General features: G+C 71.4%; 13 protein-coding genes, 1 tRNA gene and 2 pseudogenes. 8 read left to right on the forward strand and 8 right to left on the reverse strand.

The annotated features are described in order from the left end of the window. The first annotated feature begins 2 nt into the window (after positions 1-2). Positions 3-860 carry a helix-turn-helix domain-containing protein gene (locus tag ACGHC0_RS14060; RefSeq protein ID WP_415265898.1) on the forward strand — a complete coding sequence of 286 codons (858 nt, stop codon included), beginning with the start codon at positions 3-5 and terminating at the stop codon, positions 858-860. A gap of 13 nt (positions 861-873) precedes the next feature. On the opposite strand, the gene ACGHC0_RS14065 is transcribed toward ACGHC0_RS14060, so the two are convergent. The 4 genes from ACGHC0_RS14065 to ACGHC0_RS14080 form a co-directional block, all read right to left on the reverse strand. Continuing rightward, positions 874-1,539 (reverse strand): methionine ABC transporter permease, encoded by a 666-nt coding sequence (locus tag ACGHC0_RS14065; RefSeq protein WP_011795636.1) that lies wholly within the window; start codon positions 1,537-1,539, stop codon positions 874-876. Positions 1,540-1,543: 4 nt separating this feature from the next. Continuing rightward, the gene (locus ACGHC0_RS14070; RefSeq protein WP_415265899.1) at positions 1,544-2,596 is read right to left on the reverse strand and encodes a methionine ABC transporter ATP-binding protein; all 1,053 of its coding nucleotides are present in this window, start codon (positions 2,594-2,596) and stop codon (positions 1,544-1,546) included. A 306-nt stretch (positions 2,597-2,902) separates the two neighbouring features. Beyond that, positions 2,903-4,969, reverse strand: a complete 2,067-nt coding sequence (locus ACGHC0_RS14075) for an ATP-binding protein (RefSeq protein WP_415265900.1) — start codon at positions 4,967-4,969, stop codon at positions 2,903-2,905. Between the two features lie 131 nt (positions 4,970-5,100). Next, positions 5,101-6,354, reverse strand: coding sequence for an MFS transporter (locus ACGHC0_RS14080; protein WP_368351580.1), 1,254 nt, complete (start codon positions 6,352-6,354; stop codon positions 5,101-5,103). A gap of 95 nt (positions 6,355-6,449) precedes the next feature. On the opposite strand from ACGHC0_RS14080, the gene ACGHC0_RS14085 reads away from it, so the two are divergent. The 3 genes and pseudogenes from ACGHC0_RS14085 to ACGHC0_RS24785 all read left to right on the forward strand — a co-directional run. Continuing rightward, a complete protein-coding gene (locus ACGHC0_RS14085) occupies positions 6,450-7,472 on the forward strand; it encodes a LysR family transcriptional regulator (protein WP_368351581.1) in 1,023 nt (340 codons plus the stop codon). An 87-nt stretch (positions 7,473-7,559) separates the two neighbouring features. Beyond that, a pseudogene (locus ACGHC0_RS14090) lies at positions 7,560-7,760 on the forward strand (low molecular weight phosphotyrosine protein phosphatase); the annotation flags it as partial. Between the two features lie 287 nt (positions 7,761-8,047). Next, a pseudogene (locus ACGHC0_RS24785) lies at positions 8,048-8,245 on the forward strand (low molecular weight phosphotyrosine protein phosphatase); the annotation flags it as partial. Between the two features lie 82 nt (positions 8,246-8,327). Here ACGHC0_RS24785 and ACGHC0_RS14100 read toward each other — a convergent pair. Genes ACGHC0_RS14100 through ACGHC0_RS14110 form a run of 3 tightly spaced genes read right to left on the reverse strand, consistent with a single transcriptional unit; the run spans position 8,328 to position 14,192 of the window. Continuing rightward, positions 8,328-9,839: an efflux transporter outer membrane subunit gene (locus tag ACGHC0_RS14100; RefSeq protein ID WP_415265901.1), complete on the reverse strand. Its 1,512-nt coding sequence runs from the start codon at positions 9,837-9,839 to the stop codon at positions 8,328-8,330. A gap of 3 nt (positions 9,840-9,842) precedes the next feature. Further along, the gene (locus ACGHC0_RS14105) at positions 9,843-13,004 is read right to left on the reverse strand and encodes a multidrug efflux RND transporter permease subunit (RefSeq protein ID WP_415265902.1); all 3,162 of its coding nucleotides are present in this window, start codon (positions 13,002-13,004) and stop codon (positions 9,843-9,845) included. A 15-nt stretch (positions 13,005-13,019) separates the two neighbouring features. After that, positions 13,020-14,192 (reverse strand): efflux RND transporter periplasmic adaptor subunit, encoded by a 1,173-nt coding sequence (locus ACGHC0_RS14110; RefSeq protein ID WP_415265903.1) that lies wholly within the window; start codon positions 14,190-14,192, stop codon positions 13,020-13,022. An 83-nt stretch (positions 14,193-14,275) separates the two neighbouring features. Between ACGHC0_RS14110 and ACGHC0_RS14115 the strand changes: the two genes are divergently transcribed. The 3 genes from ACGHC0_RS14115 to ACGHC0_RS14125 all read left to right on the forward strand — a co-directional run bounded on the left by ACGHC0_RS14115 (position 14,276) and on the right by ACGHC0_RS14125 (position 16,234). Then, positions 14,276-15,058 carry a response regulator gene (locus ACGHC0_RS14115; protein ID WP_368351585.1) on the forward strand — a complete coding sequence of 261 codons (783 nt, stop codon included), beginning with the start codon at positions 14,276-14,278 and terminating at the stop codon, positions 15,056-15,058. Further along, positions 15,055-16,113: an ATP-binding protein gene (locus ACGHC0_RS14120; protein WP_415265904.1), complete on the forward strand. Its 1,059-nt coding sequence runs from the start codon at positions 15,055-15,057 to the stop codon at positions 16,111-16,113. Before ACGHC0_RS14115 ends, ACGHC0_RS14120 begins: the two co-directional genes overlap by 4 nt. Positions 16,114-16,160: 47 nt before the next feature. Beyond that, positions 16,161-16,234: transfer RNA gene (locus tag ACGHC0_RS14125), tRNA-Gly, on the forward strand. On the opposite strand, the gene ACGHC0_RS14130 is transcribed toward ACGHC0_RS14125, so the two are convergent. Then, positions 16,201-17,793 carry an MFS transporter gene (locus ACGHC0_RS14130; protein WP_415265905.1) on the reverse strand — a complete coding sequence of 531 codons (1,593 nt, stop codon included), beginning with the start codon at positions 17,791-17,793 and terminating at the stop codon, positions 16,201-16,203. The genes ACGHC0_RS14125 and ACGHC0_RS14130 overlap by 34 nt on opposite strands. Positions 17,794-18,001: 208 nt before the next feature. Between ACGHC0_RS14130 and ACGHC0_RS14135 the strand changes: the two genes are divergently transcribed. Further along, complete coding sequence (locus ACGHC0_RS14135) at positions 18,002-18,985, forward strand: LysR substrate-binding domain-containing protein (RefSeq protein WP_415265906.1); 984 nt, start codon at positions 18,002-18,004, stop codon at positions 18,983-18,985. Positions 18,986-19,045 lie beyond the last annotated feature (60 nt).

Consider the following 19,045-nt stretch of genomic DNA (forward strand, 5'->3'; position numbering starts at 1 on the left):
GCATGGATGCTCCCGCCATCTGCTCCGCCACCCCCTGCGCGAACCCGGTGGAACGCACGCCCTCCGCCTGGCCCGGCCCGCCCATGGGCTGCTTCCGGCTCGAGCGGACGGGCACCACCCAGATCGGCATGGTGCCGGTGGACACGGTCACTCTCTGGACCGGCGGAACCTGCGACGTCGAAATGCGCTGCGACGGCCAGCGCCGCAACTGGCGCCGCACGAGCGGCATGGTGGATCTGCTGCCGGCGGGCGCGGTGGTGAGCGACGTGCGCTGGAGGGGCGATGCCATGGAATGCACCTGGCTCCACCTGGACGGCGCGCTGGCGCAGGGCCGGGAAGGGATGCCGGCACGTACCGGCGTGCGGGATCCGCACATCACCGACCTGATGCAGCGGCTGCAGGCCGAGGCACTGGCGGGCATGCCACTGGGAGCGGCCTACGTCCAGGCCCTCGCGCTCACGCTGGCCAGCTACCTGCGCGGACGCTACGGGGACGGCTCCGGCCACGGGCGCCTGGCGGCACCCTCCAGCGGGCCGCAGCTGCGCGGGCAGTGGGAGCGCCTGCGGCTCTACATCGACGAGCACATCGGGCAGCCCATCTCCGTGGCCGAGATGGCACGCACGACCGGCTACAGCACGCACCACTTCGCCCGGCTATTCCGGCAGTGTTTCCAGAAGTCGCCGCACCAGTACGTGATCGAGCGGCGCATCGAGCGGGCCCGGCAGCTGCTGCTCGACCCGGGCCGGTCCGTGGCGGACGTCGCCGCCGAGTGCGGGTTCGCCACCCAGGCCCACCTGAGCAGCGCATTCAGGCGCCGGCTGGGCCTCACCCCGGGCGAGTTCCGCGCGGGGCGGGCGTGAAACGCACGTTCCGTCAGCGGTGGCTCAGCCGGCGCACCGCCCAGTCGCCCAGGCTCTGCACGGCCTGCACGAAGAAGATCAGCACGACCACCACGGCCAGCATGATGTCCGGCAGGAACCGCTGGTATCCATAGCGGATGCCCAGGTCGCCCAACCCGCCGCCGCCGATGGCGCCCGCCATGGCCGAATAGCCGGTCAGGCTGACGAAGGTGATCGTGAGGCCGGCCACGATGCCGGGCAGCGCCTCGGGCAGCAGCACCTTCCAGACGATCTGGGAGGTGGTCGCGCCCATGGCCTGGGCGGCCTCGATCAGGCCCGGATCCACCTCGCGCAGCGAGGCCTCGACCAGCCGGGCGACGAAGGGCGCCGCGGCGATGGTGAGTGGCACCACGGCCGCCGCGGTGCCGATGGACGACCCGGTGATGAGCCGCGTGAACGGGATGATGGCCACCAGCAGGATGATGAACGGCGTGGAGCGCACGGCGTTCACGATCCAGCCCACGGTCTTGTTGACGGGGCCGTTCTCCAGCACGCCGCCGCGGTCGGTCAGGCGCAGGAACACGCCCAGGGGAATGCCGATCAGCGCCCCGACCACGCCCGAGATGCCCACCATGACGAGCGTTTCCCACAGCGAGGTGGCGAACAGCTCCAGCATCATTTCCGTAAAGTTCTCGAACATCGCCTCAGCCTCCCGCTTCCACTTTCACTTCGTCCACCACCACGCCCTGGGCGCGCAACTGCGCCACCGCGGCCGCCAGGCGCGGGGGCTCGCCGCTCGCATACACCGCGAGGGAGCCGAAGGTCTGGCGCTGGATCTCGTCGATCTGGCCGTGCAGGATGGACAGGTCCAGGCGGTGCTCCCGGATCAGTCCGGAGAGGATCGGCTGGTAGGCCCGCTCGCCCGAGTACGACAGGCGCAGCAGCTCGCCCGTCTCGCCCTCGGGCAGCTGCGCGGCCAGGTGGCGCACGTGGTCGAGCACGCTGGCGGGCAGTTCCTGGGGGACGATCTCGTCGATCAGGCTCTTGGTGATGGGCTGCCGGGGCCGCGTGAACACGTCCAGCACGGGGCCGATTTCCGCGATGCGGCCGGCATCGATCACGGCCACGCGGTCGGCGATCTGCTTGACGACCTGCATCTGGTGGGTGATGAGCACCACCGTCAGGCCGAGCTCTTCGTTCACCTGCCGCAAGAGGGCCAGGATGGAGCGCGTGGTTTCCGGGTCGAGCGCCGACGTGGCCTCGTCCGAGAGCAGCACCTTCGGCCGGCAGGCCAGCGCCCGGGCGATGCCCACGCGCTGCTTCTGCCCGCCGCTGATCTGCGCCGGATAGCGGTCTGCGAGGTGCGACAGGCCCACCAGTTCGAGCAGCGGGTTCACGCGCTCGCGGATGGCGGCCTTGTCCATGCCGGCCAGTTCCAGCGGCAGCGCGGCATTGCCGAACACCGTGCGCGAGGACAGCAGGTTGAAATGCTGGAACACCATGCCGATGTCGCGGCGCGCCGCGCGCAGTTCGGCGTCGCCGAGCTTCGTGAGATCGCGGCCCGCCACGATCACCTCGCCGGCCGTGGGCCGGTTGAGTAGGTTGATGACGCGCACCAGCGAGCTCTTGCCCGCGCCGCTGCGCCCGATGATGCCGAACACTTCGCCCGGCTGGATGTGCAGGTCGATGCCCCGCAAGGCTTCCACGGGCCCGCTCGGCCCCTGATAAATCTGGGTGATGCCCCGTAAGTCGATCATGGCGATGCGATCCCTGGTTTTTCCGGCAGCGGGCGGCCCGGGAGGGCCGTCGCACGGGAGCAGGGTCGGTTCTGGAGAAAAGGAAACGGTGAAGAGTGAAGGAGCACGGCGCCCGGGGACGGCACCACGGCGGTGCCCTGGGCGCGGAACCCGCGACTCTACGGCCTGTGCGGCGGAATGCCAAAGAATCAGAGGTTCGATGCAAAGACGCCGCGGTTATGAGGGAGCGCATTGTGCAACACGCGGCCCGCCCCGCCACCGCCGCGGGGTTTCGCGGGCTCGCCGGGGTTTCGCCGGTCCGCGCGTTCAGCGGCCGGGCGTGCCCACCATGTCCAGCACCTTCTGCACCAGCGCCTGGGCATCGAATGGCTTGACGATGAGCTCCATCCGGTGGGTGGCCAGGAAGCCGGGGTCCATGGCGGCCTGCTCGGCGTAGCCCGTCATCAGCAGCACCAGGATGCCGGGCAGGCGCTCGCGCGCGAAGTCCGCCACCTGCCGGCCGTTGGGCCCGGGCAGCCCCACGTCCGACACGAGGAGGTCGAAGTGGATCGCGCCCGACAGCATCGCCATGCCCTCGGCCCCCGTTCGGGCCGACATCACCTGGAAGCCGAGGTCGCGCAGCAGTTCGCAGACGAATTCGCGCACCGTGGCGTCGTCCTCCACCACCAGGACCGAGTCCGGGCGCTTGCCCGCCTCTGCGCTGTCCAGGCTGGCCGGCGCGTCGCCGCTGACCTGTTCGGACGAGCGCGGGAAGTAGAGCGACACGCAGGTGCCGCGCCCCACTTCGCTCTCCAGCGCCACGGCGCCGCCCGACTGGCGCATGTAGCCGTAGATCATCGACAGGCCCAGCCCCGTGCCCTGGCCGATCGGCTTGGTGGTGAAGAACGGATCGAAGGCCAGGTCCAGCACTTCCTTGGACATGCCGTGGCCCGTGTCGCTCACCTGCAGGCGCACCAGGTCGCCCGGCGGCAGCCCGAGCGCCTCGCGCTCCTGCGGCGGCAGCGCCTGCGCTTCGCCGATGTTGCCCCCGGTGATGCGCAGCCGGCCGCCCTCGGGCATGGCGTCGCGGGCGTTGATGGCGAGGTTGAGCACCGCGCTCTCGAGCTGGTGCACATCGGTGAGCACGGGCCAGAGCTCCGCGGGAAGGTCGATATCCAGCCGCGTGTTCTCGCCGCAGGTATTGGCCAGCATGGGCTCGAGGTTGCGGATGGATGCGGCCACATCGACGGGCCGCACGTCCAGCGGCTGGCGCCGGGAGAAGGCCAGCAGCCGCTGCGTGAGGGCGGCGGCGCGCCGGGCCGACGACAGGCCGGCCTCCACGTAGCGGGGAATGTCGTCCATGTGGCCGCGCGCATGGCGCTGGCCGATCAGTTGCAGCGGCAGCACCACGCCCTGCAGCATGTTGTTGAAGTCGTGCGCGATGCCGCCCGTGAGCTGGCCGATCGCCTCCATCTTCTGGCTGTGCCGCACGCGCTCCTGGGACTGCAGCAGGGCCTCGGTGCGGGCGCGCTCGTCGGTCACGTCGCGGCCCACGGCCTGCACGAAGCCGTCGCCGGGCACCGCCGTCCAGTCGATCCAGCGGTCGGCACCACTGCGGTGGCGAAAACGCAGCGTGGCCTGGTGCCGCACGGCCTCGGCCAGGCGCTGCACGTCGCCCGGCACGCGCACCGCCTCGTCGTCATGGATGAAGGAGAGGATGCGGCGGCCGATGGTCTCGTCCTCCGGGTAGCCCAGGGTGGCCTGCCAGGCGGGATTGACGGCGGCGATGGTGCCGTCGAGCCGCGTGACGACCAACATGGCGTCCGACAGCAGCCAGAGCCGGTTGCGGTCGGCCGTCCGGTCGGCCACCTGCTGCTCCAGCGTGGCGGCCAGGTCCTGCAGCCGCTGCTGGGCCAGGAACTTGCCGGTGGTCTCCACGACCGTGTCCATGAAGCCCACCACGGTACCGGACCCATCGCAGACCGGGCTGTAGCAGAAGGTGAAGTAGGCCTGCTCGTCGTAGTCCCGGCGGCGCACCACGAGCGGAAAATCCTCCATGAAGACCGATTCCCCGGCGAGCGCGCGCCCGGCCAGCGGCCCGATCGTGTCCCATGCCTCGGCCCAGACATCGAAGAAAGAACGGCCCAGCGCTTCCGGCTTGGCCCCCAGGATGACGCGGAAGGCGTCGTTGTAGATGGAGACCATTTCCGGCCCCCAGGCCAGGCACTTGGGGAAGCGCGACGCCAGCACCATCTGCACCGCCACCCGCAGCGCCTCGGGCCAGGATTCCATGGGGCCGAGCGGCGTGGAGGACCAGTCGTGCCTGCGCACCCGCTCGCTCATCTCGCCGGCGGTCCGCAGGAAGTCGGAATGCGTGGGGGAAGGAACACTCATGTCGGGGGCGATGATGACATGGCCAGGGCCCCCCTCCGCCCCGGCCGCCATGGCAGCCCCAGGGGCAAGAGGCCTGTTCCGCCGACCGGAACACTGCCGGGCATGCGCCCTGGCACGGACGCTGCGGTGGCTCAGCCCCGGGCAGCCCGGCCGCGCGCATCGGCCATGCGCACGGCCAGCGCGCCCGCACTGGCCAGCGTGGCCAGCAGGGCCACGCCGGACCAGCCCCAGCGGGCCATGGCCAGTGCGCCGAGCGCGGATCCCGCGGCCATGCCGATGAACACGCCGGTGAACAGCAGGGCATTCAGCCGGCTGCGCGCGGCGGGCTCCAGGCCATAGACGAGGGTCTGGTGGGCCACCAGCGCCGCCTGGATGCCGAAATCGAAGCCGATGGCGCTGGCCACCAGCAGGCCGAGCTGCGCCCAGCCGGGAAGCCATTGCGCGGCCAGCAGCGAGGCGAACGAGACCAGTGCCAGCCCCGATCCGAGTCGCGTGACCAGGCCGGGCCCGCGGCGGTCGGCCAGACGGCCTGCCAGCGGCGCTGCGAGCGCACCGGCCGCTCCGGCGAGACCGAAGGCGCCCGCGGCCGCACTGCCCCAGTGGAACTCGCTGTGCAGCATCACGGCGAGCGTGGACCAGAAAGCACTGAACGCGACCGACAGCAGTCCCTGTGCCAGCGCTGCGCGGCGCAGCGGGCGCTGCGACCGCCACAGCCCGGCCATGGAGGCGAGCAGCGCGCCGTATCCCAGGTGGGTGGTGGGCGCGAAGCGCGGCAGCCAGCGCCAGGCGGCCACGCCCAGCAGTGCGACCGCGGCGGCGGCAGCGCCGTACACGGCACGCCAGCCGAACGCTGCCGCGCCCAGGCCGCTCACCACCCTGGACAGCAGGATGCCCAGCAGCAGGCCCGTCATCACCGTGCCCACCACCTTGCCGCGTGCATGCGGCGCCGCCACCGTGGCCGCGGCCGGCACCACGTCCTGCGCGAGCGTGGCGGACAGGCCGATGGCCAGGCTGGCGGCCAGCAGCGCGGCGATGCCGGGGGCCATGGCGCTGGCCATCAGCGCCGCGGCCAGCAGCGCGGCCTTGGCGAGGATGATGCGGCGCCGGTCGTACCGGTCGCCCAGCGGGGCGAGCAGCAGGATGCCGAGCGCATAGCCCAGTTGCGTGAGGGTGGGCACGAAGCCGACGGAGCGCGCGTCCGCATGGATGTCCGGTCCCAGCACGCCGAGCATCGGCTGGCTGTAGTAGAGCGACGCCACGCTCACGCCGGCGGTGGTGGCCAGCAGCAGGACCAATGCCGCCGGCACCTCGGCGGGCTGCACGGCACCGCCCGGGGATGCCGGAGCCGGACCGGGGGAGTTATGCGCTGGATGAATGGAAGTCATAGGAATACGCCTGGGAAAGACAACGGCTGCAGTGTCTCCACTCCTTAGGATATGCGGTAGCCCAGCGGCGCGCAGATCCGATATACGCTACACGCATGACCAACCCGTCCCTGCTCCTGAACGGTGCCGACCGCATCGAGTTGCTGCAGACCTTCGTCCGCATCGTGGACAGCGGCAGCCTGTCCGCGGCGGCGCGGCAGCTCGGCACCACCCAGCCCACCGTCAGCCGCCGCCTGCAGGCACTGGAGCGCGGCATGGGCCTGCGGCTGCTGCAGCGCTCCACCCACGGCATGAAGCTCACGGAAGATGGCGAGCGCTGCTTCACCCACGCCAGGGAACTGCTGGAGCAGTGGCAGGCGATGGAGTCGGACCTGCGCGGCGCGCACGACACGCCCCGCGGCCTGCTGCGGGTGCAGGCCCCGCACGCCTTCGGTCAGGACCAGCTGATCGCGCCTCTGGCGGCCTTCCTGCGCCGGTACCCCGAGGTCTCGGTCGAATGGCTGCTGCACGACCGCCAGCCGGACTTCATCACCGAGGGCATCGATTGCGCGATCCAGGTGGGGCCGGTGCGGGATCCGTCCGTCGTCGCCACGTACGTGGCCGAGGTGCCCCGCATCGTCGTGGCCTCGCCAGGCCTGCTGGAGGCGCACGGCGGCGCCCCGCCGCACCCGCAGGGCCTGGGCGCCCTCCCCTGGCTGGCCCTGCGCACCTATTACCTGCGCGAGGTGGAGCTGCATCCCGAGGCAGATGACGCCCCCGCGCCGGCCGCCACGGCGAAGCCGGACGGCACCGCCGGGCCGCAGTCCATCGCCATCCGCCCGAGGATGGCCACCGACAGCCTCCATGCGCTGCGCAACGCGGCACTGTCGGGCCTGGGCGCGGCCCTGGTGTCGGCCTGGGTGGTGCAGGACGACCTGCGCGCGGGCCGCCTGGTGCATGTCGTGCCGGGCTGGACGGCCGCCCCCCTGCCCGTGCATCTGGTCTATCCGCCCACCCGCCACCCGCCGGCGCGCCTGCGCGTCTTCCTCGAGGCGATGCGCGAAGCGATTCCGTCGATCGCCGGCATGCAGGCGCGGCGCGTGGCACCATCCGGCCCATCCTTGCGACCACGACGATGAGCCCCCCCCACACCGTCTCCCCTTCCCGACCTGGCCCCGCTGCGGGACCGGATGGCCCAGTCCTCCCATGCCCCCGTGCGCATCCTCATGGTCTGCATGGGGAACATCTGCCGCAGCCCCACGGCCCACGGCGTGCTCGAGAAAATGGCCGCGGATGCGGGCCAGGAGGGCAGGATCGAGGTGGATTCCGCCGGCACGCACGACTACCACGTGGGCGAGCCGCCCGACGAACGCGCCCGGGCCCATGCGCGGCGCAGGGGATACGACCTGTCCGCCCAGCGTGCCCGGCACCCAGGGCCTGTTAACGCTATGCAAGGGGATCGCGTTGCTTCGCGAAGGGGCTGGGTGCGAGGCGCCGGGGCGTAGCAAGGCCGGGGCCTTGCAAGCACGGGCAACGCTGCAAGCGGCCCCTTCGTGAAGCAACCCGAAGGGAAGCCCATCACAGCCCGCCCCCCGGCGTTGCGCTCCTTGTACGTGTGGACACACGCACGGCGTCGCGCGCCTTGATGGGCGGGCTGTGATGGGCTTCGCGACCCCTTGCATAGTGTTAACAGGCCCCAGGCCGCCAGGACTTCGAGGATTTCGATCTCGTGCTGGTCATGGACGCCAACAATGAGGCCGTGGCGCGCGCACTATGCCCGCCTGCACGGCGCAGCCGCCTGCACCGCCTGACCGATTTCCGCCAGGCCCTGCCGGCGCACGAGGTGCCGGATCCGTACTACGGCGGGGCCGACGGTTTCGAGCACGTGCTGGACGTGGTGGAGGATGCATGCGCGGGCCTGCTGGCAGCGCTGCACCCCGGCCTGACGCGCCTGCGAGACGTCCTCCGCCCGTTGCAGCGCCCTCCTGCCGGTCTCAGGGCGCCGCGCCCCCGGGCTGCAGAGCGGCCACGGGCCAGGGCCCGCGTTCGGCCAGCCCGCCACCCAGCGCCTTGTAGAGCGCCACCGCATTGCCGAGCTCCGCGCGGCGCAGGTCCAGCAGCGCCTGTTGCGCCGCGTACTGCTGGCGCCGGGCGTCCAGCAGTTCCAGCCGCCCTTCCGTGCCCGCCCGGTAGCGCAGTTCCGACAGTTCCACGCGCCGGGCGGCGCTGGCCACGGTGCGCGCCTGGGCGTCGATCTGCCGGCCGTAGGTGGCCGCTCCCGCGAGCGCATCGGCCACCTCGCGGAAGGCGACCTGGATCGCCCGTTCGTACTGGACCACCGCCTCGGAGCGCCGCACTTGGGCGAGGCGCAGTTCCCCGCGCAGGCGACCGCGGTCGAACAGCGGCTGGGTGATCTGCGGCGCGAAGCGCCAGGTGCCCCAGCCCGCGTCGAACAGGCCGCCCAGCGAATCGCTGGCACGGCCGACGGACGCGGTGAGCGCGATCCGCGGAAAGAACGCCGCCCGCGCCGCGCCGACATCGGCATGTGCGGCGACGAGCGCCTGTTCGGCCTGCAGCAGGTCCGGCCGCGCCAGCAGCAGGCCGGAGGGCAGCCCTGCCGGCAAACGTGCGGCGACAGGCCGCGCTTCCAGCGACAGCGGCTCAGGCAGGCCTGCCGGAGGATCGGAACCCAGCAGCAGCCGCAGGGCGTTGTCCGCCTGGTCGAGCGCCCGCTGGCGGGCCTCCAGGTCGGCCTCCGCGGAGGCGACCTGCCCTTCGGCCTGCACCACGTCCAGCCCGCTGCTCTGCCCAGCCTGCCGCCACAGCCGCGCCAGTTCCAGGGACTGCCGCCAGTCGGCGAGCGTGCGCCCGGTGAGCCGGAGCTGCTCCTGCGCCAGCCGCTGGGCGAAATACGCGTCCGCCACCGCGCCCACCAGGGCGATCCGCGCGGCGCGGTGGCCATGCTCGCTGGCCAGGTACCGCGCCAGCGCCGCATCGGACAGCGACCGCACGCGGCCGAACAGGTCCAGCTCGAACGCGCTCACGCCCACGCTCAAGGCCGCCTGCCCGGAGACCGCCGCGCCTGCGGCTCCTGTGGATCCTGAAGATCCGGCCGCATCGGCTCCAATGCCGGATCGGGCCCCGCGCTCGCGCGACGCGGAGGCGTCCAGCGCCACCTCGGGCCAGCGCGCGGAGCGCTGGATACGGTACTGCGCCTGCACGGCTTCGGCCTGCAGCGCCGCCAGCCGCAGGTCGCGGTTGTGCTGCAGCGCCGCAGCGATCAGCCGCTGCAGGCGCGGGTCTTCGAACATGTCGCGCCAGCCCAGGTCGGCAGCGGACACGTCCGAACGCCTGGAGGCACCTGGCGAGGGAGAGGCGGCGGCAACGGCATGGCCGCCGTAGTCCGGGAAGACCGCGGGCACCGGAGGGGCCGGCCGCTCCAGCGGAGGCGCCAGCGTGCAGGCCGACAGCAGCGCCAGGAGAGGCATCATCGCAAGGGTGCGCATGGCTCATTGCCCTCCCGTGGTGGATGGTCCGCCCGGTGCCGGCAGAAGCTCCGGCGGGTTGCGGCGGGCCCGCCACGCGGCCACCCGCTCCTGCAACCCCATCACGAAGACGAAGAATACCGGCACGAAGAACACCGCCAGCACCGTGCCGCTCACCATGCCGCCGAACACGCCGGTGCCGATGGCATGCTGCGTCTCGGCACTGGCGCCCGAAGCGAGCATCAGCGGCACCACGCCCAGCGCGAAGGCCAGCGAGGTCATCAGGATCGGCCGCAGCCGCAGGCGCGCCGCGGTGACCGCCGCATCGAGCAGCCCCCTCCCTTCGGCATGCAGCTGCCGGGCGAACTCCACGATCAGGATCGCGTTCTTGGCCGAAAGGCCGATGATGGTGATCATGCCGACCTTGAAGAACACGTCGTTGGGCAGGCCGCGCAGCATGACTGCCGCCACCGCCCCGACCAGGCCGAGCGGCACCACCAGCATCACCGCCAGCGGGATGGACCAGCTTTCATAGAGGGCCGCCAGCACCAGGAAGACCACCAGGGCCGATAGCGCCATGAGCAACGGCGCCTGTGCGGCCGACTGCCGCTCCTGCAGCGACTGGCCCGTCCATGCCGCGGCGAAGCCCAGGGGCAGTTGCGCCACCAGGCGCTCCATCTCGGCCATGGCCGCGCCGCTGGAAACGCCGGGCGCCGCGCCGCCGGCGATGCGCGCCGCGGTGAAGCCCTGGAAACGCATCATCTGCTGGGGCGATTCGGTCCAGACCGGGGTGGTCACCTCGCCCAGCGGCACGAGGCCACCCGCGGCATTGCGCACGCGCAGCTTCAGCACATCGCCCAGCTGCATGCGCGCGGGGGCGTCGGCCTGCACGATCACCTGCTGCATGCGCCCGGCGTTCGGGAAATCGTTGACGTAGGCCGAGCCCATCGCGGCCGAGAGCGTGGTGCTGATCGCATTGAAAGACAGCCCCATGGCCTCGGCCTTGCGCCGGTCGATGTCCAGGCGCACGCTGCCTCCCGGCGGCAGGCCGTCGGGATAGACGTTGCGCAGCAGCGGGCTCTGCGCCGCCAGTTCCATGAGCCGGGCCTGCGCGGCCGCCAGGGCCTCCGCCCCGCGGCCGGCGCGGTCCTGCAGGAACATCGTGAAGCCCGACGAAGTTCCCAGCTCGTCGATGGCGGGCGGCAGCAGGCTCATCACCGTGCCTTCCGGCGCATGGCGCATCGCCTCCTGGGCCCGCTCGGACTCATCGCGCGCGCTGGCGCCATCGCGCTTGCTCCAGTCCCTGAGCATGGTGAACGCCATCGCGGCATTCGGCCCGGAACCCGAGAAGCTGAAGCCCTGGATCACCAGGTTGGACGCCAGGCCCGGGCGGGAGGCGACGTGCGACTCGAAGGCCTTCACCACGTCCAGCGTGCGCTCGCTGGTGGCACCCGTGGGCAGCTGGATGGAGGTCATGAAATAGCCCTGGTCCTCTTCGGGAAGGAACGATGAGGGCAGCTGGCGCGCCGCCAGCACGAGCACCGCGCAGACCAGCGCGAAGGCGACCATCATGCGGCCGCTGCGACCCGCCAGGCGCCCCACGCGGGCCGCGTAACCCTGCGACAGGCGCTCGAAGCCCCGGTTGAAGGCCCCGAAGAAACCGCGCCGTTCATGGTGGCCGGGACCGACCGGCCGCAGCAGCGTCGCGCAGAGCGCGGGAGTGAGCGTCAGGGCCAGGAAGGCCGAGAACAGGATGGACACGGCCATCGACAGCGTGAACTGCCGGTAGATGACGCCCACCGAGCCGGTGGCGAACGCCATGGGAATGAACACGGCCGTGAGCACCAGGGTGATGCCCACCACCGCCCCGGTGATCTCCCGCATGGCCCGTACGGTCGCATCCCGGGGCGACAGGCCTTCGGCGGCCATCAGCCGCTCGACGTTCTCCACCACCACGATGGCGTCATCGACGATGATGCCGATGGCCAGCACCATGCCGAACATGGTCAGCACGTTGATCGAGAACCCGGCCACCAGCATCACGGTGAACGTGCCCAGCAGCGCGATGGGCGCGACGATGGCCGGGATGAGCGTGTAGCGGATGTTCTGCAGGAACAGGAACATCACCGCGAACACCAGCACCATGGCCTCCACCAGCGTGTGGAGCACCTTCTCGATGGAGATCTTCACGAAGGGCGCGGTGTTGAACGGCACCGACATCTCCATGCCCGCGGGCATGGTGCGCGCCAGTTCGTCCAGCCGGTCCTGCACGGCCTGCGCGGTGCGCACCGCGTTCGCCCCGGGCGACAGCTGGATGGCGGCGCTGGTGGCCACCCGCCCGTTCTCGCGGTTGGCAAAGGCGTACGACTGTGCGCCCAGTTCCACCCGGGCCACGTCGCGCAGCACCACCTTCGAGCCGTCGGTGCCGGCCTTGAGCACGATTGCCGCGAACTGCTCCGGCGTGGACAACTGTCCCTGCACCGTGAGCGGCACGGTGACGCGCTGGCCCGGCAGCGTCGGCGCATCGCCCACGCGCCCGGGGGCGACCTGGGCGTTCTGCTGCTCGATCGCCTGGGTGACGTCGCCCATCGCCAGGCCGTAGGACAGCAGCCGGGCCGGATCCACCCAGACGCGCATCGCCTGCTCGGCGCCGAACAATTGCACGCGCCCCACGCCGTCGATGCGGCGCAGCTCCTGCACGATGTTGCGGGCCATGTAATCGTTGAGTCCCACCTCGTCGTAGCGGCCGTCGCGCGAGGTCATGCCGACCAGCATCAGGAAGCCGGACGAGGCCGACTCCACCTGCAGGCCGCTCTGGCGCACGGCTTGCGGCAGGCGCGGCTCCACGGCCTTGATCCGGTTCTGCACGTCCACCTGCGCCAGTTCAGGGTTGGTGCCGGGCTTGAAGGTGGCGGTGATCTGCGCCGAACCCGAGGTATCGACCGACGACTCGAAGTACAGCAGGTTCCTGACGCCCGAGAGCTCGCGCTCGATCAGGCTGACCACGGAATCGTTCAGGGTCTGGGGCGTGGCGCCCGGATAGGACGCGAACAGGCTCACGGCCGGTGGCGCCACCGCCGGGTAGCGCGCAATCGGCAACTGCGGGATCGCGATGGCGCCGAACAGCACGATGAACAGGGCGATCACCCAGGCGAACACCGGGCGGCGGATGAAGAACTGGGGCATGGTCCGGCTCCTGCTTCAGCGGCTGGCCGCGGGCGCGGGAGGCGATGCGGGCGCCGATCCGGGTGCGGCCCAGTCGCGCTGCTGCACTTGCGCACCTTCGGTCAGGCGCTCGGCGCCCTCCACCACCACCCGCTGCCCTGCCTGCAGCCCGGCGGCGATGCGGTAGCGCCGATCCACCAGTTCCCCCAGCTGCACGGGCACCGCATGCGCGCGCCGCTGTGCATCGACCACCCAGACGCTGGCCTGCCCCTCAGTGCGCACCACCGCCTGCTGCGGCACCGTGAGCGCCCCGGCATAGGCCGCCCGCGGCACGCGTGCCTGCACGAACATGCCGGGCAGCAGGCGCCGCTGCGGGTTGTCCACCAGGATGCGCAGCAGCACCTCGCCGGTGCCGGCATCCACCGTGATGCCGGAAAACAGCATTCGCCCTTGCATCCCGGAGGGCTCGCCGTCGCCGCGCAGGATCTGCACGGCGGCCTCCTGCGGGCCGCGTTCCGGCCTGGCCGCCGCCCGCAGCCCATCCAGCGCCGACGCCGGCTGGCGCACGTCCACATACACCTGTCCGATCTGCTGGATGCGCGCCATGGGCGAGGCATCGGTGGGCGAGACCAGCGCGCCTTCCGTCACCAGCGCCTGGTCCACCCGCCCCGCGATCGGCGCCTCCACCGTCGCGAACCGCAGGTCCAGCCGCCGGCGCGCGAGCGTGGCGCGGGCCTGGGCCACCTCGGCCGCGGCCTGGTCACGCTGCGACACCGCATCGTCGTAGGCCTGCCGGCTCACGGCATCGGCCCGCACCAGCGGCTCCAGCCGATCGGCCTGCAGGCGTGCCCGGGCCCAGGCCGCCTGCGCGCGCTGCAGTGCCGCCTCCGCCATGTCGGCATCGGCCTGGAACGGTCCGGGGTGGATCCGGAAGAGCGGCGCGCCCTGGCGTATCTCCGCCCCCTGCTCGAACAGCCGGCGCTGCACGATGCCCCCGACCTGCGGCCGGATCTCCGCCGTGCGCACCGCGGCCACCCGGCCGGGCAAATCGTCGGACACCACGAGATCACCGGGCACCAGCGTGGCCACGGACACCTGCGCCGGCGGCGCGGGGGCGTCCTGCGCCTCGTCGGTGCCGCAGGCCGCCAGTACCAGCGTGGCCAGCGCCGCCGCCATCATCGCGGCCTGCCGCCGTCGGGGGGTGTGCATATGCAGGGAATCCTTCGCGTGCAAAAAAGGCGCCACTGTGGCGCTCCACGGCTGCGAAGGATTGGGCGTTGTGTGGAGATGCGATGGAGCCGGAAAATCTCGGTAGAGTGCGCGGCGTGTCGATCCCACCCCATCGCATCTTCCGGGAATCCGCGACCCAGGCGCTCGTGCTCATCGCGGAGGACGAGCCCGAAATCGCCGAGATCCTCGCCGCCTACCTCGCGCGCGGCGGCCTGCAGACCGTGCATGCGCCGGACGGCCAGGCCGCGCTCGCGATGCACCGGGCCCTCAAGCCGGACCTCGTCCTGCTCGACGTGCAGATGCCCCGCGTGGACGGCTGGAAGGTGCTGAGCGAAATCCGCCACCGCGGCGACACGCCCGTCATCATGCTGACGGCCATGGACCAGGACATCGACAAGCTCATGGGCCTGCGCATCGGCGCGGACGACTACGTGGTCAAGCCCTTCAACGCTGCAGAGGTCGTGGCCCGCGTGCAGGCGGTGCTGCGCCGCAGCCGGGGGGGTGCGGGTGGAGCGGGGGGTGAGAGCGCCCAGGCGGTGCTGCGCGCCGGCATCTTCCAGATCGACCCCGAGACCCACGAGGCCAGCGTGCACCTGGACGGGCAGCGCCACCTGCTGGAACTGACGCTCACCGAATTCAAGCTGCTCGCCTGCCTCATGCGCTCGCCCCGCCGCGTCTTCAGCCGGCTCGAACTGCTGGAAGCCTGCCTGCCCGAGGGCGACGCCCTGGAGCGCACGGTGGACAGCCACATCAGCAAGCTGCGCAAGAAGCTGGAGCCGCTGGGCGTGGAAGGCCTTCCCGTCAGCGTGCGCGGAGTGGGCTACCGCCTGGGGAGCGGCGAATGAGCAGTTCTCCCGGCCTGCGCCGGCAGGTCATGCTGTCGCTCGGCATCATGGCGCTGGGCATCATCCTGATCTCGGTGATCGGCTCCTACGGCTTCTACGCCGTGCTAATGGCCTATTCGCCGTCGAGCATTTCCGAGACCTGGATGCCGTCCCGGGTGGAGCTGGTCTGGATTCTGGCGACCATGCTTGTCGCGCTGGCCATCGCCATCGCCGTCGCCGTGCGGCTCTCGCGCCGCATCCTCACGCCGCTGAACGCGGTGGCCGAAAGCCTGCGCAAGGTGGCCCAGGGCGACCTGCAGGCCCGCGCCGCCACCGACGACCACTCCATGGGCGAGACCGCCCAACTGGTGCGCGACTTCAACGCCATGGCCGAACGCCTGCAGGCCATGGAAAAACAGCGCACCTTCTGGAACGCGGCCATCGCCCACGAACTGCGCACCCCCGTCACCATCCTGCACGGGCGCCTGCAGGGGCTGACGGAAGGCGTGTTCGAGCCGCGGCCCGAGTTGTTCCAGGGCCTGCTGCGCCACGTGCAGGGCCTGAGCCGGCTCATCGAAGACCTGCGCATGCTGGGCCTGCGCGACAGCGGGCACCTGGAACTGGAGCAGATGCAGGCGGACCTGGCGCAGGAAGTCGCCTCCGTCGTGCATGCCTTCGGGCCCGACCTGCATGCGCGCGGCTTCACGGTGCAGGCCGACATCGCATCGCCCTGCACCGTCACCTGCGACCCGGTGCGCATCCGCCAGGCCCTGATCGCCCTGCTGGAAAACGTGCGCAAGCATGCCGACCCGGGCCGGGTGCGGATCCACGCGCACGTGGCGGACGGCCGGTGCCACCTCGGCGTGGAAGACGAGGGCCCGGGCATGACCGAGGAACTCGCCGCCCAGGTCTTCGAGGCCTTCCACCGCGGGGACCCCGGCCGCCCGCAACAGGCCGGCGGCAGCGGCCTGGGCCTGGCCGTGGTCAAGGCCATCGCGGAAGCCCACGGCGGCCACGCCACCTGCCAGGCCGCGCCCGGCGGTGGCTCCGTGCTCACCCTGCACTGGCCCACGTGAAAGTAGCGCTAGAATCCAGCCCGTCGTGCGCCGCAATGGCGCCACGCGCGGGTGTAGTTCAATGGTAGAACGGCAGCTTCCCAAGCTTCATACGAGGGTTCGATTCCCTTCACCCGCTCCACATTCCTTTCCCCCCTCTGCGGGCGCACCGCCCTCCTGCCGCTGGCCGCCCCGCCCCAGGCAGGCCCACACGGCCAGCGCCGTCACGGCCGTCACCACCGCCAGCCCCTGCGCCAGCCGCGAAAACGCCGCTTCGTAAGCCTCCACCAGCGCATGCGGGGCCACCGCCGGCACCAGGGCCATCGCATCCTCCAGCCGCCCCGCCCCCAGCAACTGCGCCACCGGATGCCCCTGCGCGGCGCCGGGCAGTCGGGCCTGGATCAGCCCCGCCAGCACGGAACCGACCACCGCCAGCGCCACGCCCTCCCCCGCCACCCGCGTGGTGCTGAAAATCCCCGCCGCCATGCCCGCGCGCTCCGGCGGCACCACGCTGACCGCGAGGCCATCCATCAGCCCCCAGGGCAGGCTGATGCCCGCACCGATCACCACCATCGCCGGCAGGGCCTGCACGCCCGTATGCGCCGCGGTCAGCCACAGCAGGCCGGCCGCGCAGGCCAGCAGCCCCACGCCACACAGCACGGCCGGCGACCACCGGCGTGCCAGCCGCCCTGCCACCAATGGCAGCACCAGCAGCGGCGCCGACAGGGCCACCATCATCCATCCCGCACGGCCCGCGCCCATCCCCTCGATGCCCGCGAAGCGCATCGGCAGCAGCACCAGCAGCACGACGAAGGCATAGGCCGGTGCAGCAGCCAGCAGCTGGATGCCGAGGAAACGCCGGTAGCGCAGCAGCGACAGATCCAGCAGCGGCGCTACCCCACGCTGCTCGATGCGCGCGAAAACGCCGAACAGCAACCCTGCCACCGCGAGGCCGCCGATCACACCGGGATCGGCCCATCCCGCCTGCGCTGCCGCGAGCACGGCGCAGGTCAGCACGCTGAGCGCCAGCGTGAACGCCACCGCGCCGCCCGTATCGAAGGCGTGCGCCGCTGGCGCCCGGGTTTCCCGCAGCGCGCCCCGGCCCAGCAACACCGCCACGCCCATCACCCCCATCACCAGCCCGAAAATCGCCCGCCACCCGAACGCCCCCGCCAGTGCGCCGGCCGTGACCGGCCCCAGCACCAGCCCGATGCCGAACGCCGTCCCCAGCCAGCTGAACGCGCGGGTGCGGGCCTCGCCGTCGAACTCCTGGGCCAGCGCGGCGGCGCCACCCGCGAACACCGCCGCACCCGCCAGCCCTTGCAGGCCGCGCAGCGCGTTGAACACCGCCATGCCCGTGGCGAACGGCAACGCCGCCGATGCCACGAGGAACAGCCACGCCCCCGCCATGAACACCCGGCGGCGCCCCATGCGGTCCGCCAGCGCCCCGGCCGCCAGCAGGCAACTGCCGAAGGCCAGCATGAAGGCATTCGTCACCCAGGCCAGGGACGCGGCGGACGCGTGCAGCGCGTCGGCGATGCCGCCCAGCGCCACGGCCGGCCCGGTAAACACCATCGGCATCGTCGCCGAAGCCATGCAGACGCAGGCGAGCACACGCAGGCGCCGGCCCCGCTCCGGATCGAGCGGGGTGCCGGGGGAAGCGGTAGAGAAAGTCGGGGTGTCGGAGGACAGTTGGGACATGGTGGAAGAGCGCCCGAAGGCAGCACAGGAATGCGAGACGGCCAATAAGGGAAGGACAAGGCCACGGCACCAAGCGGTACCAAGCCGGATGTGGCGAAGATAGAACTTCCGCATTCGATGAAAAACAGGCCCCGCCTCCGATCAATCCGGAAGAAAATTCCGCAATCAACGCGCCCAGCGCAGTCCCACCAGAACCAGGCCACCACCCATGGACACCCCCTCCAGCCTCTCCGCCCTCCTGGCCTTCGTGCGCACCGCGGAGCTGGGCAGCTTTGTCGCGGCCGGCCGCGCGCTCGGCATCTCGGCCTCGGCCGTCGGCAAGGCCGTCGCGAAGCTGGAGCAGGAACTGGGCGTGCGCCTGCTCCAGCGCAGCACCCGCCGCATCGCCCTGACGGAAGAAGGGCGGCAGTTCCACGAACGCTGCCGCCGCATCCTGGACGACCTGGACGACGCCCGCGCCATGGTGTCCCAGTCGGCCGCCGTACCACGCGGCCGCCTGCGGGTGAGCGTACCCATCGTCACCTACCACCTGCTCCTGCCCCTGCTGCCGGAGTTCCTGGAGCGCCATCCCCAGGTGGAACTGGACATCGACTTCAACGACCGCATCGTGGACCTGATCGGCGAAGGCGTGGACATCGCCATCCGCAGCGGCGACCTGCCCGATTCACGCCTCAGGAGCCTGCCCCTGCGGCACTACCGGTCCCTGCTCTGCGCATCGCCCGACTACTTGGCGCGGCGCGGCACCCCGGCCACCGTGGGCGACCTCGCGGACCACGACGGCATTGCGTTCCGCTATCCCAATTCAGGGCAGTGGCTACCCTGGCCGCTGCCGGGAACCGGAGGGGCCACGGTGCCAGAAGAGCCGCCTCCACCGCTGTCGATGTCGTCGGCGCCATCGCCATCCCCCCTGCCCCGCCTGCGCCGGGTCCTCGGGTTCAACAACATGGAGGCCGTGCGCGGCGCGGCGCTGGGCGGCCTGGGGATCGGGTGCATGCCGGATTTCCTGGTGGAGGGGCCTTTGCGGGACGGGGCCTTGCGGCAGGTGCTGCCGGATCCAGAGGGACGGCCGGCGGGACGGTTCCGGGCGGTGTGGCCGGCGAGCCGGCAGTTGTCGCCGAAGGTAAGGGTGTTTGTGGATTTTTTGAGGGGGAGGTTGGGGGATCGACAAAGAACCATTAAATCGATGGCTTGAATTTGAAAAGCACGCCGATTACCGTCTGTGAAAGCGGGGCAACTTCAAATTCAGCTGCAC

It is taken from the genome of Acidovorax sacchari (assembly GCF_042847045.1).
Taxonomy (GTDB): Bacteria; Pseudomonadota; Gammaproteobacteria; order Burkholderiales; family Burkholderiaceae_C; genus Paracidovorax; species Paracidovorax sacchari.